We start from the raw sequence: 22847 nt of genomic DNA, 5'->3' as shown, positions 1-22847 counted from the left end.
CATGGTATACGACGGCATTCTGATCGGCTTGATCGTTGGACTGTTCCGGGGAGGATTCCGGTATGGTCTCCACCAGTTTTCATCTCTCAAGCTGCGAGGCGGATGGATATTCCCAGTGTTGCTGCTGGCCCAGTTCTTCATCTTTTTCGTGCAGGAAAGGCTTGAATGGGTGGCATCCATCAACGGGTACTTGTTTGCTGCCGTTTATGTCACAGGTCTTGCATTTCTTTGGCTCAATCGACATCACAGGGGTTTTACGTTGATCTGGATTGGTGTCTTTCTCAACTTCATCGTCATGGTCGTGAATGGTGGGCGTATGCCGGTATCCGTGGAAGCCTCTGCTGTTCTTGGTCCTTATTATGTGGACATGCTGCGCGAAGGCGGAGCGGTATCGAAGCACTATATGATGGATGCTTCCACACATCTCTCGTTTCTGGGCGATATCATCCCGCTGTCCAGCCCTTATCCGCGGACCCAGGTGATTAGCATCGGCGATGTGGTCATGAACATTGGCATATTCCTGTTTATCCAGTACATGATGGTGAATCGAACCGGAGAAGCTTTGCAGCCAGTGAATTCCATCAGGCCAGAAGAGATTCGGACAGACTCCAAGGAAGGGAGGTCTTTTCCATGAAAAAATTCGAAGGCATTAAATATTCTCGTCTCGTGATCAACGCAATCATCGTAGCTTCTGTCGTTGTTGCTTTGACTTCGGGATACAAGCTGGGCGGCTAGTACATATACTTCGCCAACCAAGACAAACAGGCTGCCAGCGGCCTGTTTTTTCTTTCTGGATTTTTGGGAGGTAACTTGTTATGTTATACATCAATATAGTACAAGCCGATATATTCACATCAAGAGCAGACTAAACCAAGCAGGAGAATTTTTTATGAACTTTATTCGTAACCTTATCCATAAAGCAGATCGGAGCAGCATGTATGTCGTCTTGCTTAGCTGCACCGGCATCGGTATTTTTCTGTATATGAACAAGTGGTCTTATCTCCATCTATCCTCTGACGAATGGGTAATGGTATACACAATGCTCGGTGCGGCGCTGATTTTGGATTACTTCACGTTTCAAATTCCGCCCAAAGGCAATCAGCAATCCATGGACTCTTCCGTGTACCTCGCCTGTATCTTCATGTTTGGTGGTGCATTCAGTCTGTCTGTACTGCTTCCGGTTTCCCTCATTCTGTTAATCAAGGATCGCAAACTCACCTGGTGGAAACACATCGTCAATTTCAGCATTTACAGCCTTATGATCGCTGGAGCAGCTTATGTATTCACATGGACTGGGGGCATTCCGGGAGCACTGGATGGATATAACCTGCTGCCCTATTTTGCAGCACTTGCGGCCTATTTTATCCTTAACACGATCACGCTCGGGCTGTTCTTTTATTTCTCAACAAAAGATGCATGGCAGCAAATGAAGCGTGTATTCGTCACCGAATCGCTGCTCGTCTATTTATGTACTTTGATTCTGGCGCTCGTGCTGACCATTCTCGTTGTGCATAACGGCGTTCTCGGTCTGCTGCTCTACCTTAGTCTTGGCATTCTGCTATCACATGCGTTCAAACAGCTGTTCGTGATGTATCAGAGTATTGAGGAAAAGGCGAATACGGATCAACGCACAGGTTTGTTCAATCACAGTCATTTTGAAAGTATGCTGGAGAGCGAGCTTGGTAACGCCCGTTCCCAGGGAACCCCGCTTTCGCTGGGACTCATCGATATTGATGATTTCAAAAAGTATAACGACCGCTTCGGTCATCTCCAGGGTGACAGCCTGCTGGCTCTTCTCGGGGATTTCCTCAGTCGGAAAACGGAAGGCACTCCCGTTACAGCCTTTCGTTATGGTGGCGAAGAATTCACCCTGCTCATGCCAGGCATGGATCTGGACGAGGCTTATACGTTCATGAACAAGCTGCGCAAGCAGCTGAACGATACACCGTTTGAAGGCGTCGAAGTGTTTCCGCACGGTTGCCTCTCCTTTTCCGCAGGTGTTGCGCGGTATGAGGTCGATATGTACAACAAATCACAACTCGTGGATCAAGCCGACAAAGCGCTGTATTATGCCAAGAAACAGGGCAAAAACAATGTACATCGCCACGGCAGCAATGACGGTATGGAGCATGAAATCGATCTGGTACAGGATGTGCGTGATATTGAGCAGCAGCTCAACCTGTTCAGATATAAGGATATGGACACATTCAAACATTCCAAACGCGTGTACAAATACGCCCTCGATTTAAGTGAGTTGCTGGAGCTCGACAATGTGAACAAACGGAGTTTCGTGCTGGGTGCACTGATTCATGATATCGGAAAACTTGAAATTCCATGGTCTATCCTGAATAAGAAAGAAAAGCTTACCGCTGAAGAATGGGAAACAATCAAGGGCCATGTCACCTGGGGCAAAAAAATGGCCATGACGAACGAGCGTTTTGCCGATCTCATTCCCTACATCGAATTGCATCATGAACGGTATGACGGGGCAGGCTACCCCTATGGTCTAAAAGGTAGTGAGATTCCACGGTTGTGCCGGATGCTCACCGTGATTGATTCCTTTGACGCCATGACGACAGAGCGACCGTATCAGGAAACGAAAAATGTGGATGAAGCAATCAAGGAACTACAGATGTGCTCCGGTTCTCAGTTTGATCCCGAGCTAGCCGAGCTGTTCATCCGATATATTCAGAAACGAACGGTGCAGCAGCAACTTGTGTAACACCCGCAGAATTCCCCCTTACAAAGCCAAAAGCGCTACCCCCGGCCTAATCGGGGATAGCGCCATTTTCATGTTCATCATAGAGTAAATCATGCACCAGATCACTTCATTCTTGTGCAGATTCTGCGTTATCGAGTGGTATTCATCTCATGTGAAGTCTGATGCAGCTCTTTAATCATCTGCTGCAAAAACATGTTATCCTGACGACTGATTCCGTGCTGATTGTCTTGAAGAAGCATTTGATGAATGTTCTTCTTAAGCAACTCGCTGCGACGTTCCAATACCTCTTGATTCATGTTGTTGCGTTCACTCCTTAACATCTTTTGTAATAAATTTGCGTTCTATATAAGTATAGAGGACCTCCTCCAATAGGGAAAATGGATACAGCCCCGTTCATCTGTACTCATCAAGGCTCACCCTGCGTGACATAATTTCACCCCGTGTTGTTCTTAGATATCCTTCTAAATGCTCCCTTATCCACCCGAGGTTCCTCCGAAGAAAGCCAGACTAGGGTCTGAAGCAAGCATGCGTTATAATGGTGCCAACCCTTGAAACGGATACATATAAGTGGACCTTATATCAAAGGAGTTCTGTATTCATGTCATACAAACAGATTAAATGGATGATTCTGCTGGTCCCCACATTTACGGTTGGTCTTTGGGAATACATCCGTCACCAATTTTTGATGCCGTACCTCTCCATGGATGTGGGTAACTGGCTTACCCCTCTAATCCTTTACCTCATAAGCGTCACCTTGCTAAGTCGCTTATTCAACATGTTGGAGAGTGCCAGGGCCGCTCTGGAGCAGGAGCGTGCTTCCAAAGTGGCACTCGAAGCTCGGGACCAACTGGCCCGCGAGCTTCACGACGGCATCTCGCAATCCCTTTTTCTCCTGTCGGTAAAAACAGACAAGGCCGAGCGCAGTTTGGCTGGAAGTGGTCACGAGAATGAAATTCAGGAAATACGCAAAACCGTACACGAGGTCAACGCTTACGTACGGCAGGCCATCGCCCAGCTCCGCTACGTCCCTGGACAAGCGGCAGTACCGGAGGGAACTTCCCTGCTGTCACAGGTGGAATTGCTCATAGAGGAGACGGTTCCTTCGGCGCATCTGGCATGGGATCTGGACAGCACCTTCTTCTCCCCCAAGGAGCAGGTAGAGCTGCTCGCATGCATTCGGGAAGCACTGCTTAATGTACGCAAACATGCCCGGGCTACAGATATTCGGGTGATTGCAGAAGGGAATCCTTTTGCCTGGTCGATCTTCATTCAGGATAACGGTATTGGCGTGAGCGGTGATCCACTGCACCTGAAGGATCGGTACGGCCTGCGAATTACGAAAGAACGTGCAGCTCAGATGGGCTGGTCTTTCGCCCTTGATTCAAGGCCTGGTTACACACGAATAACCATTGGAAAGGGGCATGCTTAATATGGAACTTGTAAGGGTATTGGTCGTCGATGATCACGCGCACGCGCGTGAGGCGATCTGCAGTATTTTATCCGAGGACAGTCTGTTTGAAGTTATTGGTACCGCTTCAACTGGACTGGAGGCGCTGGAGCTTACCGGGCAATGGATGCCCGATCTTATTCTGATGGACGTGCAGATGCCGGATATGGATGGGCTGGAAGCCACCCGCCAGATCAAACTGCGCTTTCCATATGTCATTATCGTCATGGTTACTGTATCGGATGATGTCACGTACCTGTTCGAAGCGCTGAAGCAGGGGGCCCAGGGATATTTGCTCAAAAATCTGGCTCCCTCCACCTGGCTTGAATACCTTCGCGCCATCGTCAGTGATGATGCACCCCTGAGCAAGGAGCTTGCCTATCGAATCCTCCAGGAGTTCCCTGCGCCTCGCACGGAGGATGTACCCGATAATCCGCTGACTACGCGGGAGCTTGAGATCCTGCAATGGGTATCTGCGGGATATACCAACCGTGAGATTGCCGACCAACTTGGCATTTCGGACCAAACAGTGAAAAATCATCTAAAGAATATTTTACAGAAACTGCATCTCGAAAATCGTGTGCAATTAACCCGCTATGCTTTGGAAAGCGGACTCGCAGGCCGTAAGCTGCGTAAATAGCAGGGCATTCATGTTTTTGTCACAATTCCATGGATCATTTCGTTTTTTTATAGCCCAATGTAGTCATACGGTGTTATTTTGGACAAAGTTATAATGGTATAGATTGTGCTCAGATAACAAAGAATGACTTACAATTCTAGACCTAAGGGTGATGATTTTTTGATTTTGAGTAGATTCACCATGAAATTGGGCAAACGGCACTGGGCACTGATGGTCGCCCTGATGTTGTTGTGTTGCCTTGTTATGCCACAATGGGCATCTGCCCATGCTTATATTGTGCAGGCCTCACCAGGGGAAGATGAACTGGTTGCGACTGCACCTGAACAACTGACTCTGGAGTTCAATGAGTCTTTGCAAACGGCCTTTTATGATATTAAAATCACCGCCCCTGACGGAACACAGGCAGATGACGGCAATGTGCACGTCGATGAGGCTCGTCCTCATATTCTGGAGACCGGACTGCGGACCGGACTTGGAAACGGAACTTACGCCGTGAATTGGAAGGCCGTGTCTGCGGATGGTCACCCCATTCAGGGAGCCTATGTGTTTCATATTGGGGAACCATCTGGTGCTCCTGCTGGTCTCGCGGATTTAACTTCTGGTTCAGGCCAGGTTAGCGGACCGTTAAAATGGATTTTGTCGCTGACCGACTGGATTCAATACCTGGGGTTGTCTGTGATTCTGGGCACACTTGCTTTCCTGCTGTTCCGGATTGCGCCTGCTTCCATGGCGAGAGAACCACTGGAAGTGCCAAGGAGCTACAGGCTGTTATGGATCAGTTATGGAGCCGCTTCTGTTGCCGCTCTGATCAGCCTGCCCCTGAACACATTGTATGAATCAGGCGTTTCCATCGGGGAGTTCAGCTGGGCACTGATGGGCAGTGCACTCAAATTGACGTCATTTGGCCAGATCTGGATGGTACAGATGCTCATTGTGATGCTGCTGGCGGTTACTATCCTCTCCGGATATGACCGGGATCGCTCACTGCGTATCCGGATCTGGTCATCATACGGATCACTGGTCCTCGTTCTTGGCTGGTTGTTCACCCATGCCATGACAGGACATCCGGCTGCGGCGGAGCAACGCGCGCTCGCCATCGCAATGGACTTCATTCATCTGATCGGAGCCGCTTTCTGGATCGGCGCTCTAACAGCCATGGCTGCGTGTCTGCCTCCGCTCGCGGATAAACTGCCTTCCACGGTGAGAGGAGAGGTCTATTGGACAGCGATCCGCCGATTCACAGCATGGGGCATTGGTGCTGTTGCTGCTCTCGTCGCTACGGGGATTTACAGCAGCCTGATCATTTTGCCTGCACCTCTCCTTACGTCTTTGTTCACAACGGCGTATGGTCTCGTGCTTATCGCCAAAGTTATCTTGCTAGTGGTGATGCTTGTATTGGCCTCGCGTCATGCCAGAATGGCTCGTACAAGCAGCGGCAAACGACTCGCGGGCAGCCTGAAGGCGGAACTGATTGCTGGTGCCGTCGTGCTTGCGCTGGCCGCCGTACTGACACACCTGTCTCCTGGACAACCGGCAGCCGCAGGACCTTATAAAGAAGCGCAGACCATGGACGACGGAACCACAATTACGCTCCAGGTAAGTCCCAATCGTACCGGAGAGAATCAGTTCAAGGTTGACGTGAAGAAACCGGACGGTACTACAGTTAACGATCTGGAACAGATCACATTATCACTGACCCACCTGGATATGGATATGGGCATTTACGAGATCACGATTCCGAAAAATGATACTGGCGTATACGAGGCAGAAGAATACATCTCCATGCCAGGACGCTGGAACATCAAGGTGCATCTGCTAACCCGTTCTCTGGATTCGCTGGATACCGAGTTTGAGATTGACACCGCTAATCCGTAGTTATAAACCGATTCATGATTGGCCTTATATGTTTAACTAAACATTTACACAATAACGAAGAGGACAGAAAAAACCTGGAGAAGCGAAGCGTTCGCCTGAAAGCTTTCTGAAAGAAAGCTGCATCGGAAGCATACGCTATCACCAGATTTTCCTCCTTTGAAGAAGAGGATCAAAAAAATCTGGGGATAACAGCGATCGGAAGGTTGTTCTGTCATTGTAGTGGCTAGTGTAAATATTCTTTAGTTGAACTTATATATTAGAAGAATTGAGAGGGGTAATTTATTTTGAAGAAAACATCATGGACTTCCAAACTGACATCCAGCCTCGCCGCTGGAGCCGCTGCGCTGATGCTGTTCGCCGGATTCGCCAGTGCTCACGTTACTGTTAACCCAACTGTGGCACAGACAGGCTCATGGCAGACGTATACCATCAAAATTCCTTCCGAAAAAGAGCTGCCTACCACCAAAGTGACGCTGAAAGTCCCACAAGGCGTTGCATTCAAGCAATATCAACCACTGGCAGGCTGGAAAATCACTACCGAAAAAAATGATTCAAACGAAGTAACGACCATTACTTGGGAAGCAGAAGGAGATAACGAAGGAATTCTGGCTGGTCAATTCCAGCAGTTTAACTTCGTAGCACAGAATCCGGATGCCGAAACGGAAGTAGCCTGGGATGCATTCCAGTATTATAGCGATGGCAGCATCGTGGAGTGGACAGGCGGACCTAGCGACAGCAACCCGCACAGCATCACGGCAATCAGCCAAGATCCTGCGGCTGCAGGTAATGCTGAGGCAGGGGGAGGTCATGACAGTGCTGGCACAGCCGGCAATGCGGGTCACGATGATGAAGCAGCAGCGGGTGACGATACAAAGGCCAATGACGATACCACACTGGGTGACGCGTTGAGCGATACGGTTACGGGTGAACCAAACAACACCGATTCAGATCCAGGCACATTGAAGCTGCAACAGGCAACACTGATCGTGTCCATTCTGGCGTTGATCATGTCCTTCCTGGGTATTGCTCTGGCAACACGCCGAAAAAGACGTTAAGAGTTAATGGATTGCCTACGATGTAGATAGACAAAAAAGGAGCCTTTCGCAACGGGAATGGTCCCGATGTGCCGAGGCTCCTTTTGGTATCTATATCATACGCTAGCTCCGAACTGTTACCTTTGCCTATTCCACACTCATACTTACAGCTCTTTTCCCTTTTCCTACCGTTCCTGATCCGTCTGGATCATGATTTCAATATATTGCAGCAAGCTTTTCTTCTGTTGTTCAATGGACTGTATCCGTCCAGACAGACCCGCGAAGAACGCTTCGATCTGCTGTCTTGTATAATCGGCCGATTGTCCCTTCCAGTCGTCGAGACGGTTGTATAAGCTTCTCGCCTCCTGCTCATCTGCCTGAAGACGGGCAAGCAGTTGGGTCAATTCTTTTTCAGCAATCCGAAGATCATTCAGCTCTACCAGCAATTGTCCGCTCACTCGCGTTCCCTCCCTTATGTAGTGTTCAATCGCCAAGCCCTTCACGCAAATCTAATTAAAACGGACCTGACTCTCATCTGCCTGACGGAATGCTTCCGCCTTCTCTTCGATAAAGTTTAGGAACTGGGTCGTATGCTTCATATGCCATGTGCTCAACTCGTTAATAGACGCATCCAGATGAGTGACAATCGGCTCAAGTCTGCGACTTCGGCTGGAATGCAGGTATTGGGCCATTCGGCTTCGCACCGTGTTCAACTCTGCATTGCACTGCTGTGCATTTTGCTTCCACCGGGCAGCGACACTTTTCAGTTCTTCGGGCGTTACCTGAATCAGACCCGATGCTCCTGCTGCTGCTCCCATGCTTCTTGCAAAGTTGCCTGCCTGCCCACCCAGATTCCGCATGAATGCTGCGAGATCGGACAGGACATTGGACGGCTGACGTGGGGAATAACCGATGTGCTCGCCTGTAACCGGATCGTAGAGATCGTTGGAAACATAGCCATTCTCGAACTTGTACTGTTTCAGGCTGTGATACTCTTTACCACCAAAGGTGTTACTGATTTTATCCCACATGCTCATGTCATCATTCATATCCTCGTAATTGGAATTGATGTAATACATGGAACCTACGTGACGATCATATCCACCAAAAAAGCCGCTCGTTACAAAGTCTCCGGGATGCCCATAATTAATAATTTGGCTATCAAACCCACCCTCTTCGGCCTTTCGTTTTGCTTCTGGCGTAAGACTGGAGATCACGGACGGTGCGCTGAACGTCACCGCGGAAAGTCCGGTATATGCGGCCGCATACTGAGCATTGCCTCCTCCAAGCGAATGACCTGTCAGCGAAAAATCCAGATCCTTGTATTTTTTCTGCATGTCTTTGGCATAGTCTTCCGCCTCATACATCTGGTTTGGTCCCAGACTGAATGTTTTATCCAGCTTTTTATCCAGTTCCCCCACAGCATTCTCGACCGTAGTGATGCCCGTAACATCCCTTACCTTCTGGATACCTTTAGCCAGCCAATCCGGCGTAAGGTCGGTACTTTGTTCGATCTTTCGGCCAAGCTCAGGCAAACCGATTTGAGCGTCTGCATAATAATCAGGGGCGCTGCGATCCAATGATGCACTTCCCTCTGTCCCCCGATATGCGATAACCGCCTGTTTGGTCTCGGGATTGTAGAAGGTCACCGCATCAAAACCGGATTTTTTGTTTCCGTGTGTGTCCTCAAGAACCTGCCATCCAGGAAGATCCTCGAACTCGGTACCTGATTTCAGATTCTCATAAGCCAATTCAGACATCTTGTTGTATGTTTCATCATCAATTTTTGGTGATTTACTCACAACCGCTGCACCTCCAAGAAAATCAATCCTGAATTATGATTTATTTGTTAAACGGATCATATCCCTTAGCTATAATTGCTTCCTTAATGGCCGGACTCATGCCAAAGTTTTTGATCTTTTTATTCTCATAGTCGTACGAGATCGTAAATTCTTGAGCTTCATGTCCAACCACATGACCTTCCATAGCAATAGAATCAAGCGCCATCTCAGGTAACAACTCTTTATTTGTGATGACTACATTTAGTTCATATTTATTTTTCAGATATTTTACGGCTTCTGCTTCCGCTTCTTTAAAATAGGCCTGTTTTTCACTTTCCTTCATGTTCTGACACCCTCCCAAAATGAAAGTGGATAGTATGATCAAAGAAAACAAACATGCATATGTACGTATTGATTTCACATGAGCCACCTTCTTCATCGTATTTTCGTATGATTTACAATCTGCAATATATCCTTCCATGACAGGAGATCTATCATTTGTTCCCTGTCTATTTCTAATTTCTCCTGTTAATTGCATCATAGTACAAAATCAACATGGTCACATCGGCTGGGAGCATCGTTTTTATATAACTTTATTCCTATAATGATTTAAACAAAGTATCTGGGTGTACATTACCCATTTTTCTAATATTTGCATCAGTAGCGGATAACCTTCTTTGCCGGAAATTAAAAAAACAGGCTGTCCATAGTCAGTGGTAGACTCTGGAACAACCTGTTGATTGTACAAATATCAAACGCTTAACAGCACTGAAGAAAGGTTGAGCTAAGATAAGTACTGCATGTAGAGCACTTACCATCACATGGATAACCAAAGACATCGCAGGTAACTGTTGGAAGTATCGGAGAGCATGCATAATCATGCCGATAGAGACTACGTCTTCCGTTACACGGATTACTGGTACAATCATTTTGAGATCCACACATATAGTTCACCTCCTTTCATAATATTCTCATCTGCTTAAAGCGCAGCAACCAGGTTTTCTTCCTTCTTATTAAAAGGCTTGCTTTGCACAGAAAACATGGAAGCATACAGCCCTTTCTCTTTCATCAAACTAGCATGTGTTCCCATTTCAACAATTCTGCCTTTATCCATCACAATAATTTTGTCGACACGTACACAGTTAGCCAAACGGTGAGTAACAATCAAAGCTGTCTTATTCTCGGTGTACTCAAAAAAACGGTTAAAGATCTGGTCTTCAGATAAAGGATCAATAGCTGAGGTGGGTTCGTCCAAAACAATCAAGTCAGCTTCTTTGAAAAAAGCTCTGGATAGCGCAACTCGCTGCCATTCCCCTCCTGACAATTCCGCCCCATTCTCATAGACTCTCCCTAGAGAAGTATTCGCACCATTCGGAAGACGATTGGCTATATTTCTGAAATCCTCGAAAAGTTCATCTACGAACAGGCGCTGCGTTTCTTGATCGTTGTTTACTTTTTCAAATGCTATATTCTCTAATAATGTTAGTTCGTACCTAGCATAATCCTGAAACAAAATACTTGTTCTGGCTAACAATGAATTAATGTTTGATTTATTCAACTCTTTACCATCAAATTGAATACTTCCTTCTTGAATTTCATATAGACCTGTAATACATTTTGCCAGAGTGCTCTTACCCGAACCATTCTCCCCAACAATGGCAACGGTTTCTCCTGCAGCAATAGTAAATGAGATATCTTTCAATGTTGCATTTTCACTATTGGGATAGGTGAAGCAAATATGGTTAAGTTGTATTTCATCTCTGAAGGTGATATCATCCGATTCCTCTATAAGATCAGAAGTCCTGCGATCCAAAAACTTGATAAAATCTCGGATAACAAAAGCGTATCCGTAAACGATCCCGGTGTTATTAACAACCGTGTTCATCGAACTACTACTGAGAACCAGCAGCGAAGAATAGGCAACATATTCGCCGATTGTCATATTACTATGAGCGCCAAAAAGGATAAGTCCAATAATATAGATCGTATTGATGACATGGTTGTAAATCGCAGATTGTCTTTTACGCTTGGCATCTTTGCAATCCAAACTATATTGTTCGTCAGATGTCTCCCAGTAGAGAGATTTCCATAAACTCAAAAGATTGTGACCATGTTTGAATATTTTTATTTCTTTTTGTACACTTCGATCCCGAAATAAATTGATAAAATAGTTAGCTCTACGAACCTTAAACGACTGTGCATAGGCCTGAAGGTAGAATTTTTTAGACATCCCCAGATATATATATAAAGAGGGAACTAAAAGAGCGATAAGGATGAACCCCAGTGACCAGTGTACCTTCATTAGCATAAAGGCGTACGTTGCAAAAATGGCAGTGTGCTTAATGACTTCTACGGAGGAGACAAATATGCTTATCGTTTTGGAGCCGACTCCGTTAATTCGTTCAAGCACATTGTGATTTTCCGTTTCTTCAAAGTATATAATTGGAATTTCGATCAGCTTGTTTGCTTTTATATCCTCCAAATGATAGTCAGCGATTTGGTTTAACCTTTTAACTAACAACGCTTTCTTCTCATTTGCAATATATGAAACCAAAAAAATCAATACATTCAAACCGATAAACAAAAGCGCCTCCATCATATGGGTCTTTGTTTCAAATACATTATTAATCGTATCCGTAGTCTGTTGGATCGCATAAATCTGCAAAGGAGATAACAGAATCTCTATTATTGTTAGAAGCATGTACAAAACCACTCTGAATTTCTGAAGTACAGTAGCTTTATGAAATATTTTAAAATATGAGGAAACGGAACTTAACAATTTCTTGCCCATCATTTCTTCAACAAAACTTGAAGGGGGTACTCCGCCACAAGTTGATGTCTAACGTAAAACCTGTATTTGTATGTACCTTCTTCCACAACTGCAAAGTTAATTTGGAGACTGGCATCCATACCTGGATTTGCGGGATGAGGTCTAAAGTTCATGATTTTCATAATAGGCGTATTTAATTCCATTAATCCGTCTGGCGCAACGATATCCATGTATCCCTCTTCTTGGAAGTCTCGTTTTGGAAATAATATCTTAACCAACACATGAGTTTTAACAGCACAAGGTATATAGGGAACTTCCACTAAATTAAGAACATCATTGATCGAATGGCGCTTTATTGCGTTGTTAAACAATATTTCATTCGCTACTAGCAAACTTACCTTTATATCATCCATATTGCACCTCTCTTGTAGCATTCTTAAGCCCCTCAAGACCCCCTGTGTATTTCACATGTTTGGATGGAGACAATCGTATTGCATAATCTACTTCTTCAAGACTTACCACATTTGAATCGATAAAATATATGATTTCATTTTTCCATTTCTTTTGTTTGATTTGATAAATCCAACGTGTAGATAACAAAATGATTTTGACATCGACCATTTTATTTTCTGATAAGATTGCATCAATTTCCTTAAAGTCATGTGATTTATGGGTAACAACAACAACGATTTCAGTACCCTTGCTCCCAATCATTTTTCCAAGAATACTTAATGCATTTTTGGCAATCTGAATCTTGGTATACATATATATTGCAAACACACATATTAAGCAAACCACAAGAATCAAGGATTCAGAAGTTAACATATTCATTGATCGCCCTCATCTTTTTATAGGTTTTTCTACTTTCATACAACTGCACCAGCGTTACGAAAATCAGAGCATATGAAAGATTGTTAAGGCCTCTATACACCCCCGTGTCCACATGCATTGAAAAATCCAACACACAGAAAAAGATAATAGCTATATTTCTGATTACCGGATTTTTGTTCAACAAACGGTTTGTACCAAAACATGTACAGCTTACAGTCCCCGTTCGCCTTCTTTTGAGCCAAGTGACTACAATAAAAAAGATCAGCAACATCACGGTGATGCCTGTTCTAAATGGTAGCCATAAGTTAAAAAGATAACTTATTGAAATCCCCAACTCAACAAACAAAAGCGCATAGATACTTAAATCTGTTAAGCTTTTTGGAATGATCCTTAGAACTGCCACATCATTTCTTAAATCACTAATATCGAAGATTTTGGTACTAAAAGAAAGCAGAAACAGCGAGCCTATAATAACATTAAAAATAATGGAAAGGATTATCATGATCCTGAATGTTGCAGGAATTCAATAACCTGCTTTATATCTTTGGTAAACTCACTTGCAACATATGCTCCCTGTTTATCGACCCTTACACAGGTAGGAGTATGGATAATTCCCAATTGACTGAGTGGTTTGGTATATGAAATAATGGGGAATTTTAAATTGAGTTCTTGAATTATGGCCTGATTATCATTTTCGTCTCCATCCGTGATCAATACGAAATTTTCAAAATGGGATAAATTCGTCAACTCAGGAATCAACTCGATGCAATGAGCACAACTCAATGAAACGATGCCGTAGACAGTCTCTGTATCCAAAACAGGAATATCATTATATATTTTTGGGAATCCCTCTTTGATTGAATTTGGGTTGACTTCCTCGACTCCCTTAGCACTATTAAAAATATCCTTTAAATTCAGTTTCATGCTTCTAAGTTCTCCTTTCATCTTGTTCGTTAAATTGATAGTTTTCTCAACGGCATCAATAACATATCCATAGCAAAATCCGCCCCGCAGACTTCACTTCTCAATACCTGACCATATTTATTAAGCATAAAACCTCTTGGAAAAGAGAACACTTGCAGCTCGTCCTTCATCCGTTCCTTACCAACTGAGGAAATAAAAATTCTGCCTTTATAGTAATCATTTAATAGCTGAGTGGTCACATCATCCGCGTTGATAAACACGGCAATATTAACATCTGGTTTCTTCAAACTGTAGGAATCGATGATATGTAACGAGTCTTCGCATGTTGGACAATCAATACTAAGAAAGATCGCAAGTAAATGTTCGCGTTTAATTAAGTCATACATTTTCAATCCACTTTCGTTCACAACAAAATTCTTAAAATAATCACCAGCTTCAACATTAAAATTACGAGGCGATTTAAAAAATTTCATATGGCTATTTTTCTGAACAACAGCATCATTCACCATATCATCCCTTTTATGTAATTTATACTATCTTTTTTACATTTTCAACCTAACACATCGATCGCAAATTGTAAACTATTTTTTTCCATTATATTACTATATTTAACATTTAAAATTTGTATTAAAAAAGAAGCTATCTATACACTCAGACAGCTTCTAAACATTAAAATAAGTATCTTCTTGTTATTCCAGCACCATCCGCAATGCGGTCAATACAATCCCGATCACAAAGCCGGTAACGGCCCCATTAATCCGAATCCATTGCAGGTCCTGTCCTACCTTGTCCTCAATCAACGAGATCAAGGAGGCATTGTCCATTTTGTCGACATTTTCCCGCACGAGGTTACCGATTTTGGAATGGTTTTTCTCCAGGAGTGTAGTTACGCCCTCCACAATCTTGGCATTCAATCCGGCCAATAATGCATCGTCTGACCGCAAATCAGACAATACCCGTTCAATGGCAGGCAGCGCATACGTATCCACGTACTGACCATCTTCCATTGCAGCGAGCGCCTTATCCCTCAATTCAGTGAGTTTGTTCAGCACGGTTTCCTCTGCGTTCCAACTATCCAGCATGTTGTTTTTCCAGCCGTTGACTCCATCCTGCACACTCTCACTCATCGCCAGTCGAACCACTTGGGTTCGCATCAGATCAAGCACTTTGTAACGAAGAGCGCTCCCTTCCCGCTTCATGTCCTCTACCCGGTCAAACAGATATCCTTGCAATATGCTGCCCATACGCTCCTCGTTCAGATAGCCCATAAACGCATTCATCGCAAATTGCATTAATCCATTCATCTGGATTCCGCTAATTGCCTTTAGGCCGCTCTCACCCAAAAACATGATGGTCTCCGGCTTCACCAGCCATTCCTCTGCCTGCTTCAGACTGTAGTCCAGCGCTTTGGCATCATATCCACGCTCACTCATCTGGATCGAAGCTCGTTCCAGGATCGGACCCAGGTCGAAGGCTCCTGCCTGTGATTTGATCTCACCCGCAACCAGTGGAGCAATCTGCTCCAACGGCAGGCCTGCAAGGATACGTTTGCAGAGTGTATCGATCATGGATTTGACTCCATCGTTGTGAAGTTCCCGTGTCATGGTATCCAGAACGATTTCTGCTGCCTTGAAACCGGCAATCTTCTCGGTGATACTATCCTTGTTCAGCAAGTTATTTTCCACCGCGGAAACAAGGCCTTCCGTCAATTTGTCCCGATTTTTGGGCAGCAATGCCGTATGTGGAATCGGAATACCCAGTGGATGACGGAACAACGCTGTTACAGCGAACCAGTCCGCTAGTCCACCTACCAACCCTGCTTCAAATGACCCTACCAGCAGTTTGCCTACAACACCACCTTGAAACGGCAATGATGCGGCAAATCCCGCTCCCATAACTACGAGAGACCAGGCTGCTGCTTTTTTGGTTTGTTTAGGTTTAGCCATCGTATTCTTACTCCTTTATCGTTAATCACACGGGTTTAATAACACCTAACTTCCCCGTGCTCCTGTGCTCTTTATTTAATCCCTTTATATAGAAAGCTTCTGTTTCCATATTTCGTATACTTCATCTTATCACCCGTACGCGTCAAAACCAAACCTCTGGCTGGCGAAAAAGGATAAAAGAGGGGTTTTTCCTATCGAAATGGTCGTATTCTTTTCCATTACCAAAAAGGTTTTAGTATAATCAGTATAGACGGTCATACATATACGATTGGCCGGCGGTCAGCAGGGTAATTACATAATGGAATAATGAATGAATCAGAGGAGGAATTTCGGACCATGAAACACGTGCAGGACACAACGACACTTTACAACGGAGTCAAAATGCCTTGGCTGGGTTTTGGTGTATTTAAGGTTAAAGATGGAGAAGAAGTGGTTGAAGCCGTTAAAACGGCCATCCAGGCAGGTTATCGCAGTATCGATACAGCGAAAGCGTATAACAACGAAACGGGTGTAGCTCAGGGTATTCGTGAATCCGGAATCGCTCGCGAGGATCTCTTCATTACCACCAAAGTGTGGAACGCGGATCAAGGTTACGAATCTACACTGGCCGCTTTTGAAGCAAGCATGGAACGCCTGGAACTGGAATATCTGGACCTCTATCTGATCCACTGGCCTGTCAAAGGCAAGTACAAGGATACATGGAGAGCGCTGGAGAAGCTGCATAAGGAAGGACGCATCCGTGCCATTGGGGTGAGTAACTTCCAGATTCACCATCTGGAGGATCTGATGACCGATGCTACCATTAAACCTGCTGTGAATCAGGTGGAACTGCATCCGCTGTTAATCCAGACAGAGCTTCGGGAGTATTGCAGCAAACATCAGATCCAGATTGAAGCCTGGTCGCCACTGGGTCAGGGACATCTTTTGGAGCATCCACTTCTTCAGGACATCGCTGCCAAGTACAGCAAATCACCGGCACAGGTGATTCTGCGTTGGGATCTGCAAAATGGAATTGTGACCATCCCTAAATCCGTTACGCCACAGCGCATACGCGATAATGCAGACCTGTATGATTTCGAGTTGACCGCGGAAGAACTCGAACGCATCAGTCAATTGAATGAGAACAAGCGATTTGGTTCCGATCCGGACAACTTTAACTTCTAACTTCAATATATAATCAAAGCTATATAAGTTGAACTAATCATTTACACAGAAACGGAGAGGACAGAAAAAACCTGAAAAAGCGAAGCGTTCGCCTGAAAGCTTTCTGAAAGAAAGCTACGTCGTAAGCATAGGCTTATCACCGAGCGATTGGAAGGTTATTCTGTCATCGGAGTGCACGTGTAAATAATCTTTAGTTCAGCTTATATAGAAAACATCAAAAAATCCCGATCTGGATGCACACGCAACCTTGATCGGGATTTTGCTTGTCCATTTATGGTTATATTAGCCTTTGGAAACCAGTTTGAAATCATCAAAATGGAAACCTGGCGCTACAACGCACGTTACCAGCACAGGCTCGTCGCCCAGCGGACGTGCTGTTTGCCATACTCCGGCAGGAACGAGCACCTGTGGCGATTGCCCCGCAGCAATATCCATACCCAACACAAGTACTTCTTCATTTTCCGGGTTTTCCCCGTTGCCGCCCAATTTCAATTCAATCGGACTGCCACTGTGCCACAACCAGAGCTCATCAGACAAAACGGTATGCCATTCCGAGATTTCATGCGAGTGCAGCAGGAAGTACGTCGAACTAGCCGAGAATCGAGGGCCCGAGTATGTATCCGGCAGTACGGATTGTGGAATTTGATACGATGCCTTCCATTCTTCCTTATACCAACCGCCTTCAACGTGCGGCTGCATATTCAAAGCAGCAACGAGTGGCGATAATTCATGTGTCGTCATATTCTGTTTCCTTCCTTCCAAATCGAATTGGAGACTCCCCGATCCAGAGGTTAGCCTCACTCCCCCTACTGTAAAACATGTATAGACTTTTGTCACCTTTACAGCATGTATAAGCTTGCCAAAAATCATTCCATCCGCATGCTATTCATTTCGTCTGGTTGGGCCATCATCACAAATGATAGCGTTTACAACAAACTGGATTTGCCGTTATGATATGGATATTAACCGTAAATCAGCTGGCTCAGAGGGGAGACGTGTTATGAGTGTTATAGAGGATCGGATTGGACCCAAATATCGAATTGGTGAGGGTTCATTCACCATTGAACATATGAGCAGACACGACGGGAACGCCATGCCACAGCCTCACGCTCACCCTTTTTACGAACTGTATTATCTGCTTGAAGGAGAACGCGTCTATTCCATGAATGGTCAGCTTCTTACCGCCCGCAAAGGGGATTTGATCCTGATCAACCCCCATGATGTACATACAACGTCCAAAGGAAGTATTCCTGGCTTTGAACGAATCCTGATCGGATTTTCACCTTCTTTTGCCACCGGAATGGAGCTTGGAATATGTGGTCTGCTTCCCTTCGATCGTTCAAGGCTGCTGCACTTGCCTGATGCGGAGCAGCCCGAGATCGAACGAATGCTGTGGCAGATGCTGAAAGAATGCAAGGAGCGCCGACCTCATTATGAAATTGTGGTGAGAAGCCTGCTCGCCCAGATCCTGATTCAGATCCACCGGGTGGAAGAGAATACTCGGCAAACCTCTCCGGTTCCGCATCATCCCATGCAGGATAAGATCAGTGAGATCGTCACTTATGTGAACAATCATTATAATGAGCCCCTTACATTGGAAGAGGCCGCAGCGCGATTTTATATCAGTCCATCTTATCTTAGCCGAATGTTCAGCCGTTTTACCGGATTTCGCTTCAGCGAATATTTGCGTGTTACCCGAGTTCGGGAGGCACAGAGACGTTTATTGTCCACCCAAGAACGGGTGCAGCTGATTGCGGAGAAGGTAGGATTTGAGCATACAGCCCATTTTAATAAAACGTTTAAACAGGTGACCGGGACTACGCCGCTTCGCTATCGCAAAGAACATCGATAGATCTTCAAAGCGACTGGCGAAGCCGGACGTCTGTCATACGACAATCTGCCATGACACCGCGCGCCAGGATATGCCCGCGGTGATAAGATAAACTTATGCTACGTCGAGCCCTTTTTACCTGCGGATCATTACACCGCTTCTGACTTCGGGACCAACGGAGATTTGGCGTCCCTCTGTATCTGCGTCACTTTCCCGGCATACGATCCCTGCCGATTCATGTCCTGTCACCATTAGAAGCCGACCATCCGGGCCCACTCCCTCAATCGCTTCCAGCTCCGCACCCTTACACTGATGCAAATGAATTAACGATCCTTCACTAATATGTGCGTTCATTTCGGCGATTCGCAGGTGTTTCGCATGAGCGCATTGTACCCCATTACGAGCCGTCACCGTATATCCCTGAATGACCAGACCATCCAGCGGCATTTCCGGCAGTCCACTAACCAATAACGCGGTTTCCGCTCCTGCACAGACCACATCCGATATCCGAATATCCCGGAACACCGGAGTTTCCTCACTGACCTCCTGAGTCAAGTCGCTACCACGAGCGGACCCCTCCTGATTGGCATAGAAAAAGGAAAACGAGATAGCTTCCATTATGATATCTTTCATATAAATGCGCTCTACCTGAATATCTTCAACAACCCCGCCGCGCCCACGCGCGCTTTTGAAACGGAGTCCGATATCCGTTCCAATAAACGTACAGTCCGAGACACGGACATGCCGCACGCCGCCGGACATTTCACTGCCAATGACAAAACCGCCATGACCGTGATACACGGTGCAATCGCGGATCGTAATATATTCCGAGGGCAGACCGAGTTCACGACCTTCTGCATCCTTGCCGGATTTCAGGCAGATCGCGTCATCACCCACATCGAATACACTCTGCTCCACAACGACATGACGGCAGGATTCGATGTCCAGCCCGTCACCATTTTGGGAAAACCATGGATTCCGCACACTCACGTTACGAATCGTGACATGCTCTGATGCCCAAGGATGCAGATTCCATGCAGGCGAATTCTGGAACGTCGGGCCGTCCAAAAGCACTCGTTTACATTGGCGCAGGCTGACCATGTTTGGACGCAAAAAGTCTCTGACTTCCTCATAAGCAGCCACATCATACACCTGCTCCAGATGCAGACGATTCGCAATCGCACCGCCTTCAAGGGCAGAAGTGGAGGGCCACCAAATGGCTTCATCTCCGTCACCATGCTCTACCACACCGCCGGAAGAAACAAGCCGACTCCACTGCGATGCGGTCATCTTGGATCGTTTCACCGGACGCCATGCCTCTCCACCACCATCCCAAATTCCCTCACCCGTGATCGCAATATCCTCCAGCTGCTCACCATCAATGGGAGACTGACACCGCACGGCCTGCCAACCTTCGAAGCTGGACGCAATCAGGGGATATTGATCGAAATTGCGACTAAACGTAACCAGAGCTCCCGTCTGAACATGAAGTTCAATCCGACTGCGGAGAACGATCGGTCCCGTTAACCAAACACCCGCCGGAATGACAATTCGGCCGCCGCCCGCTTCTGCACAAGCTGCTATAGCCAGCCGGAACATCTCCGTATTATCCGTCAAGCCATCCCCTACCGCACCATAATCCGTAATCTGAAAATCCCGTGCAGGGATGACAGGTAAACTCACTTCATAAGCCTTCCTATCAAATTCAATACCTTCTCCTGTATCCAGTGGGGAGTAATATGTATTCATTGTTCGTAACATCCTCTCTCTAGCTATAATGGATCGGACTGTCTTTCTTATTGCATCACTTGCTGGCAGCGCATTCTCGCTCCATCATATCAACGACGTAGCACATAAGGTTGAGCTTTTTTGCCGTGTACAATGAAGAATTTGATGTTATTTGTTTTTATGATCAGAGACATAAAATGAATATCTCTTCCAGTATACTCTATACATCTATTCCAATGGTTGTAAAACAACTAGGAGAATGGATTCATTTTTCTGTCAGGATTCGTCACAAATAGTTTATTGATATGACAAATATATAACATAAACTCTAGCTATAGCCCTATGAAACCCATTACTTATGTCATGTTTTATCACAAACCAATTGCCTTTAGCAGGATGAGTATGTATGATTAAATAACTAGTTTCAATTTATTCCTTAAAATTCCTTTTACACACAGGAGCTGCAGAAAGGATGGGGTCTCTTGATTGAATTTAGGGGTGTCCAGAAGCATTTTGGTCATTTTCATGTCCTCAAAGATATTCATCTTCACATTGAAGAAGGAGAGGTCGTTGTCATTATCGGCCCTTCCGGCTCAGGCAAAAGTACATTGCTCCGCTGTATCAATCGTCTGGAGACGATTACCGAAGGTGAACTTGTCGTCAGTGGTGTCCCTTTACATCAGAAAAAGGTGGACATCAACCTCTTCCGCCGAGACATCGGCATGGTATTTCAACACTTCAATCTCTATCCTCACAAAAAAGTCATTGATAACATTACCCTTGCACCCATGAAGGTGCGTAAACAGCCCAAAGCACAGGCAGCCTCTACGGCGATGAAGTATCTGACCCGGGTAGGCATTGCGGACAAAGCTGACAGTTATCCTTCCCAGTTGTCCGGTGGACAACAGCAGCGTGTGGCCATTGCAAGAGGTCTTGCCATGGAGCCCAAAATCATGCTTTTTGACGAACCAACCTCTGCGCTGGACCCCGAAATGATCGGGGAAGTGCTGGATGTCATGCGATCTCTGGCCCATAACGGGATGACGATGGTTGTCGTAACACATGAGATGGGATTTGCCCGCGAGGTCGCAGACCGGGTCATCTTTATGGATGAAGGCCGAATTGTGGAAGAAGCCGCCGCCGCTGAATTTTTCGACAACCCGAAAGAAGAACGGGCCAAGCAATTCCTGAGTCGTCTGATTCACCACTAAGAATAATCCATTTTGAAAGGGGTCTTTACCAAATGAAAAATGTATTAAAGTGGCCGTCGTTTATGCTTGTTTTGATTCTATCCCTTGTATTGTCCGGCTGTAGCACTGGAGAGGAAAGCAGCAGCAGCGGCGGTTCTGGTGGGAGTAGCGAAGCCAAAGGCACCATTGAACAGATTAAAGAGCGCGGCAAGCTCATTGCCGGCGTGAAATATGATACCAAATTGTTCGGTTTGAAGGACCCCGCAAGCGGCGAAGTCGAAGGATTCGATATTGATATCGCCAAAGCACTTGCCAAACAGATTCTTGGAGACGAAACGAAGGTAGAACTGAAGGAAGTAACGTCCAAAACGCGTATTCCGATGCTGCAAAACGGCGACATTGATATCATCATTGCCACGATGACAATTACGGATGAACGCAAGGAACAAGTGGATTTCAGTGATGTCTATTTTGAAGCCGGGCAGTCCCTGCTTGTGAAAAACGATAGCGCGATTACCGGTCTGGAAAGTCTTGGCGGTGTGAAGGTACTTGCCGTTAAAGGCTCAACTTCTGCACAAAATATTCGCGAAAAAGCCCCGGATGCCGAGGTGCTGGAATTCGATAACTATCAGGATGCCTTCACAGCCCTCAAAGCGGGTAAAGGCGAAGCTCTGACGACCGATAACATCATCCTGATCGGTATGCAGCAGACGGATAACAACTACAAGCTGGTTGGTGGCAATTTCACGAGCGAACCTTACGGCATGGCAATTCGCAAAGGCGACACTGCCTTCGTCGAAGAAGTAAACAGCCTGCTCAAAAGTATGAAGGACAGCGGTGAATATGATACGTTGCACGAGAAATGGCTGGGCAGCAAGCCCGAGTAACCCCGATTAATGATGGTTAAGCGGCGACTTCGCCGAGGTTGTGCTGTGCATGGACAGGACGCAATCGCCGCTTCTAC

The 22847-nt window shown here is 45.8% G+C and carries 23 protein-coding genes; 10 read left to right on the top strand and 13 right to left on the bottom strand.

The window, feature by feature from the left end; all coding sequences use genetic code 11:
- Window position 1: 1 nt before the first annotated feature.
- Window positions 2-634, top strand: coding sequence for a DUF5317 domain-containing protein (locus tag MHB49_RS02485; protein ID WP_247900423.1), 633 nt, complete (start codon window positions 2-4; stop codon window positions 632-634).
- Window positions 635-889: 255 nt separating this feature from the next.
- Window positions 890-2722 (top strand): diguanylate cyclase, encoded by a 1833-nt coding sequence (locus tag MHB49_RS02480; protein ID WP_405154886.1) that lies wholly within the window; start codon window positions 890-892, stop codon window positions 2720-2722.
- Window positions 2723-2850: 128 nt separating this feature from the next.
- Here MHB49_RS02480 and MHB49_RS02475 read toward each other — a convergent pair whose 3' ends face one another.
- The gene (locus MHB49_RS02475) at window positions 2851-3018 is read right to left on the bottom strand and encodes a hypothetical protein (protein ID WP_162842449.1); all 168 of its coding nucleotides are present in this window, start codon (window positions 3016-3018) and stop codon (window positions 2851-2853) included.
- A 302-nt stretch (window positions 3019-3320) separates the two neighbouring features.
- Here MHB49_RS02475 and MHB49_RS02470 point away from each other — a divergent pair, with 302 nt between their 5' ends.
- From MHB49_RS02470 to MHB49_RS02455, 4 genes are all read left to right on the top strand, one after another.
- Complete coding sequence (locus MHB49_RS02470; protein ID WP_405154885.1) at window positions 3321-4151, top strand: sensor histidine kinase; 831 nt, start codon at window positions 3321-3323, stop codon at window positions 4149-4151.
- A gap of 1 nt (window position 4152) precedes the next feature.
- Window positions 4153-4809, top strand: coding sequence for a response regulator transcription factor (locus tag MHB49_RS02465; RefSeq protein WP_090904095.1), 657 nt, complete (start codon window positions 4153-4155; stop codon window positions 4807-4809).
- Between the two features lie 180 nt (window positions 4810-4989).
- The gene (locus tag MHB49_RS02460) at window positions 4990-6684 is read left to right on the top strand and encodes a copper resistance CopC/CopD family protein (protein ID WP_405154884.1); all 1695 of its coding nucleotides are present in this window, start codon (window positions 4990-4992) and stop codon (window positions 6682-6684) included.
- 284 nt (window positions 6685-6968) lie between these two features.
- Entirely contained in the window at window positions 6969-7739 is a 771-nt protein-coding gene (locus tag MHB49_RS02455; protein ID WP_405154883.1) for a YcnI family protein, read from the top strand.
- Window positions 7740-7903: 164 nt separating this feature from the next.
- Here MHB49_RS02455 and MHB49_RS02450 read toward each other — a convergent pair whose 3' ends face one another.
- The 10 genes from MHB49_RS02450 to MHB49_RS02405 form a co-directional block, all read right to left on the bottom strand.
- Window positions 7904-8176 (bottom strand): hypothetical protein, encoded by a 273-nt coding sequence (locus tag MHB49_RS02450; protein WP_076290677.1) that lies wholly within the window; start codon window positions 8174-8176, stop codon window positions 7904-7906.
- Between the two features lie 51 nt (window positions 8177-8227).
- Window positions 8228-9478 (bottom strand): hypothetical protein, encoded by a 1251-nt coding sequence (locus tag MHB49_RS02445; RefSeq protein WP_405157025.1) that lies wholly within the window; start codon window positions 9476-9478, stop codon window positions 8228-8230.
- Window positions 9479-9560: 82 nt separating this feature from the next.
- Window positions 9561-9842, bottom strand: a complete 282-nt coding sequence (locus tag MHB49_RS02440; RefSeq protein ID WP_405154882.1) for a hypothetical protein — start codon at window positions 9840-9842, stop codon at window positions 9561-9563.
- 636 nt (window positions 9843-10478) lie between these two features.
- Window positions 10479-12200: an ABC transporter ATP-binding protein gene (locus MHB49_RS02435; RefSeq protein ID WP_405154881.1), complete on the bottom strand. Its 1722-nt coding sequence runs from the start codon at window positions 12198-12200 to the stop codon at window positions 10479-10481.
- 89 nt (window positions 12201-12289) lie between these two features.
- Window positions 12290-12682, bottom strand: a complete 393-nt coding sequence (locus MHB49_RS02430) for a hypothetical protein (protein WP_405154880.1) — start codon at window positions 12680-12682, stop codon at window positions 12290-12292.
- Entirely contained in the window at window positions 12675-13100 is a 426-nt protein-coding gene (locus tag MHB49_RS02425) for a hypothetical protein (RefSeq protein ID WP_247900413.1), read from the bottom strand. Before MHB49_RS02425 ends, MHB49_RS02430 begins: the two co-directional genes overlap by 8 nt.
- Window positions 13081-13602, bottom strand: a complete 522-nt coding sequence (locus tag MHB49_RS02420; protein ID WP_405154879.1) for a MauE/DoxX family redox-associated membrane protein — start codon at window positions 13600-13602, stop codon at window positions 13081-13083. Before MHB49_RS02420 ends, MHB49_RS02425 begins: the two co-directional genes overlap by 20 nt.
- Window positions 13599-14024, bottom strand: a complete 426-nt coding sequence (locus MHB49_RS02415) for a TlpA family protein disulfide reductase (RefSeq protein WP_405154878.1) — start codon at window positions 14022-14024, stop codon at window positions 13599-13601. Before MHB49_RS02415 ends, MHB49_RS02420 begins: the two co-directional genes overlap by 4 nt.
- Before the next feature lie 29 nt (window positions 14025-14053).
- Entirely contained in the window at window positions 14054-14497 is a 444-nt protein-coding gene (locus tag MHB49_RS02410; RefSeq protein WP_247900410.1) for a hypothetical protein, read from the bottom strand.
- A 216-nt stretch (window positions 14498-14713) separates the two neighbouring features.
- Window positions 14714-15970 (bottom strand): DUF445 domain-containing protein, encoded by a 1257-nt coding sequence (locus MHB49_RS02405; RefSeq protein ID WP_405154877.1) that lies wholly within the window; start codon window positions 15968-15970, stop codon window positions 14714-14716.
- A gap of 336 nt (window positions 15971-16306) precedes the next feature.
- On the opposite strand from MHB49_RS02405, the gene MHB49_RS02400 reads away from it, so the two are divergent.
- A complete protein-coding gene (locus tag MHB49_RS02400) occupies window positions 16307-17134 on the top strand; it encodes an aldo/keto reductase (RefSeq protein ID WP_405154876.1) in 828 nt (275 codons plus the stop codon).
- Window positions 17135-17416: 282 nt separating this feature from the next.
- On the opposite strand, the gene MHB49_RS02395 is transcribed toward MHB49_RS02400, so the two are convergent.
- Window positions 17417-17875 (bottom strand): cupin domain-containing protein, encoded by a 459-nt coding sequence (locus MHB49_RS02395; RefSeq protein WP_247900407.1) that lies wholly within the window; start codon window positions 17873-17875, stop codon window positions 17417-17419.
- A gap of 259 nt (window positions 17876-18134) precedes the next feature.
- Here MHB49_RS02395 and MHB49_RS02390 point away from each other — a divergent pair, with 259 nt between their 5' ends.
- The gene (locus tag MHB49_RS02390) at window positions 18135-18986 is read left to right on the top strand and encodes an AraC family transcriptional regulator (protein WP_405154875.1); all 852 of its coding nucleotides are present in this window, start codon (window positions 18135-18137) and stop codon (window positions 18984-18986) included.
- 114 nt (window positions 18987-19100) lie between these two features.
- Here MHB49_RS02390 and MHB49_RS02385 read toward each other — a convergent pair whose 3' ends face one another.
- Window positions 19101-20714, bottom strand: coding sequence for a glycoside hydrolase family 28 protein (locus MHB49_RS02385; RefSeq protein ID WP_405154874.1), 1614 nt, complete (start codon window positions 20712-20714; stop codon window positions 19101-19103).
- A 461-nt stretch (window positions 20715-21175) separates the two neighbouring features.
- On the opposite strand from MHB49_RS02385, the gene MHB49_RS02380 reads away from it, so the two are divergent.
- Both MHB49_RS02380 and MHB49_RS02375 read left to right on the top strand, forming a co-directional pair.
- A complete protein-coding gene (locus MHB49_RS02380) occupies window positions 21176-21904 on the top strand; it encodes an amino acid ABC transporter ATP-binding protein (RefSeq protein WP_192262586.1) in 729 nt (242 codons plus the stop codon).
- A 32-nt stretch (window positions 21905-21936) separates the two neighbouring features.
- On the top strand, window positions 21937-22770 hold the full coding sequence (locus MHB49_RS02375) for a transporter substrate-binding domain-containing protein (RefSeq protein ID WP_405154873.1): 834 nt from the start codon (window positions 21937-21939) through the stop codon (window positions 22768-22770).
- Window positions 22771-22847 lie beyond the last annotated feature (77 nt).

Origin of the sequence: Paenibacillus sp. FSL K6-0108, assembly GCF_045040695.1 — a bacterium.
Classification (GTDB): domain Bacteria; phylum Bacillota; class Bacilli; order Paenibacillales; family Paenibacillaceae; genus Paenibacillus; species Paenibacillus pabuli_B.
This window is presented reverse-complemented; position numbering and strand designations above follow the sequence as displayed.

Coding starts and splice junctions, on each gene's coding strand:
- MHB49_RS02485 (WP_247900423.1), top strand. CDS start 2: ATGGTATACGACGGCATTCTGATCGGCTTGATCGTTGGACTGTTCCGG.
- MHB49_RS02480 (WP_405154886.1), top strand. CDS start 890: ATGAACTTTATTCGTAACCTTATCCATAAAGCAGATCGGAGCAGCATG.
- MHB49_RS02475 (WP_162842449.1), bottom strand. CDS start 3,018: ATGAATCAAGAGGTATTGGAACGTCGCAGCGAGTTGCTTAAGAAGAAC.
- MHB49_RS02470 (WP_405154885.1), top strand. CDS start 3,321: ATGTCATACAAACAGATTAAATGGATGATTCTGCTGGTCCCCACATTT.
- MHB49_RS02465 (WP_090904095.1), top strand. CDS start 4,153: ATGGAACTTGTAAGGGTATTGGTCGTCGATGATCACGCGCACGCGCGT.
- MHB49_RS02460 (WP_405154884.1), top strand. CDS start 4,990: ATGAAATTGGGCAAACGGCACTGGGCACTGATGGTCGCCCTGATGTTG.
- MHB49_RS02445 (WP_405157025.1), bottom strand. CDS start 9,478: ATGTCTGAATTGGCTTATGAGAATCTGAAATCAGGTACCGAGTTCGAG.
- MHB49_RS02440 (WP_405154882.1), bottom strand. CDS start 9,842: ATGAAGGAAAGTGAAAAACAGGCCTATTTTAAAGAAGCGGAAGCAGAA.
- MHB49_RS02435 (WP_405154881.1), bottom strand. CDS start 12,200: ATGCTTCTAACAATAATAGAGATTCTGTTATCTCCTTTGCAGATTTAT.
- MHB49_RS02430 (WP_405154880.1), bottom strand. CDS start 12,682: ATGGATGATATAAAGGTAAGTTTGCTAGTAGCGAATGAAATATTGTTT.
- MHB49_RS02425 (WP_247900413.1), bottom strand. CDS start 13,100: ATGAATATGTTAACTTCTGAATCCTTGATTCTTGTGGTTTGCTTAATA.
- MHB49_RS02420 (WP_405154879.1), bottom strand. CDS start 13,602: ATGATAATCCTTTCCATTATTTTTAATGTTATTATAGGCTCGCTGTTT.
- MHB49_RS02415 (WP_405154878.1), bottom strand. CDS start 14,024: ATGAAACTGAATTTAAAGGATATTTTTAATAGTGCTAAGGGAGTCGAG.
- MHB49_RS02410 (WP_247900410.1), bottom strand. CDS start 14,497: ATGAAATTTTTTAAATCGCCTCGTAATTTTAATGTTGAAGCTGGTGAT.
- MHB49_RS02405 (WP_405154877.1), bottom strand. CDS start 15,970: ATGGCTAAACCTAAACAAACCAAAAAAGCAGCAGCCTGGTCTCTCGTA.
- MHB49_RS02400 (WP_405154876.1), top strand. CDS start 16,307: ATGAAACACGTGCAGGACACAACGACACTTTACAACGGAGTCAAAATG.
- MHB49_RS02395 (WP_247900407.1), bottom strand. CDS start 17,875: ATGACGACACATGAATTATCGCCACTCGTTGCTGCTTTGAATATGCAG.
- MHB49_RS02390 (WP_405154875.1), top strand. CDS start 18,135: ATGAGTGTTATAGAGGATCGGATTGGACCCAAATATCGAATTGGTGAG.
- MHB49_RS02385 (WP_405154874.1), bottom strand. CDS start 20,714: ATGAATACATATTACTCCCCACTGGATACAGGAGAAGGTATTGAATTT.
- MHB49_RS02375 (WP_405154873.1), top strand. CDS start 21,937: ATGAAAAATGTATTAAAGTGGCCGTCGTTTATGCTTGTTTTGATTCTA.